At 52.1% G+C, this 1,207-nt stretch carries 1 protein-coding gene; it reads left to right on the forward strand.

Annotated features, from left to right (window positions below):
- Positions 1-95 precede the first annotated feature (95 nt).
- Entirely contained in the window at positions 96-1,094 is a 999-nt protein-coding gene (locus DC3_RS28775) for a transposase (RefSeq protein WP_146892266.1), read from the forward strand.
- Positions 1,095-1,207 lie beyond the last annotated feature (113 nt).

Genomic DNA, 1,207 nt, shown 5'->3' on the forward strand with positions numbered 1-1,207 from the left:
ACTCACATCTTGCACCAGGAATAACCAAGTCTAGCAAGGGATAAAAATGCAGCAGGGACAAAAAAAGCGTACTGTTCCCCCAAAGTGGGGTTGTCATGAAGCAGTACGCAAAAACATTCTTCCACAACCTCCAGCAGATTTTCACCCCCCACCAGCAGCAGACCTTCAAAGCCCTGATGGTCCTGTTCCTCGCTGCCACCGGAAAACCCTTGCCACACTCCTCCAAGCTTAAATCCGAAAGTGCCATCAGCCGGTTTTTGAACCACTACCGCTGGGACACCAGGGAGCTCATTCGACTCTCCCGGCAGCAGATCACAGACGTCCTGCAAACCTACCAGGGGAGAAGAGGCAGAAAACACCATCTGGAACTGATTGTGGATTTGACCACCCTGGAGAAACGCGGCAAATTTAAAGGGCTGCCCGGCTGGCTACATGTTCTGAAAAATGCTCGTGGTCTGCATTTGATCGTGTTGTGCGTCAAGATCGGTCCGCACTGCTTCCCGTGGAATTTTCGCATCTGGAACGGAAAAGGGAGCAAAAGCCCTACCGTGCATGCTCTGAGAATGCTTCAGGCGTTTCCCAAAACGCTGAGCAATGGCTTCAAAGTTCGGGTGCTGGCCGACGGTGGGTTTGATGCTGCCGGATTCATCGTAGGGGTTCACCAGCTGGGCTATTCGTGCATTGTGGGCACCCGGAGCACCCGAAAGACCACCGAGGGCAAAAAGTTAAATCAGTACCCTTTTCGGACCAGGACCATCTACCTGAAAAACGTGCAGCAAGATCAAAAACCCCTGCCGATCTACTTTTCCTGGGTGTGGTTGGAGCGCAATGGACGCTGGGAGAAACGCTATGTGCTGTCTACTGAGCAGATGACGCCCAACAATATTCGTCGTACTGGGCGTCGCAGGTGGACCATCGAGGGCGTTTTCAAGATTTGTAAAAACCGCTTCGGTCTGCACCATTTTGGTCAGCACAGCAAAATGGGGGTCTTGAGGTACCTGTTGCTGTCTCTGGTGGCGTATGTGCTGTCCCACGTGCAATTGGAGGGAAAAGAAAGGGGTTTCCAGACTGGGGGAAATTGGCCCGCAAAGTAGCTTTGCTTGTGTTGAAACCGGAGCTGGAATGGGAGCTCCTACGACAAAAAGCCCTGCTGGACTGGGAATATGAAATCTTATGCAAGCAGGTGGTTTAGGTGCAAGATGTGAGT

Source organism: Deinococcus cellulosilyticus NBRC 106333 = KACC 11606 (assembly GCF_007990775.1).
In the GTDB taxonomy this organism is placed as follows: Bacteria; Deinococcota; Deinococci; order Deinococcales; family Deinococcaceae; genus Deinococcus_C; species Deinococcus_C cellulosilyticus.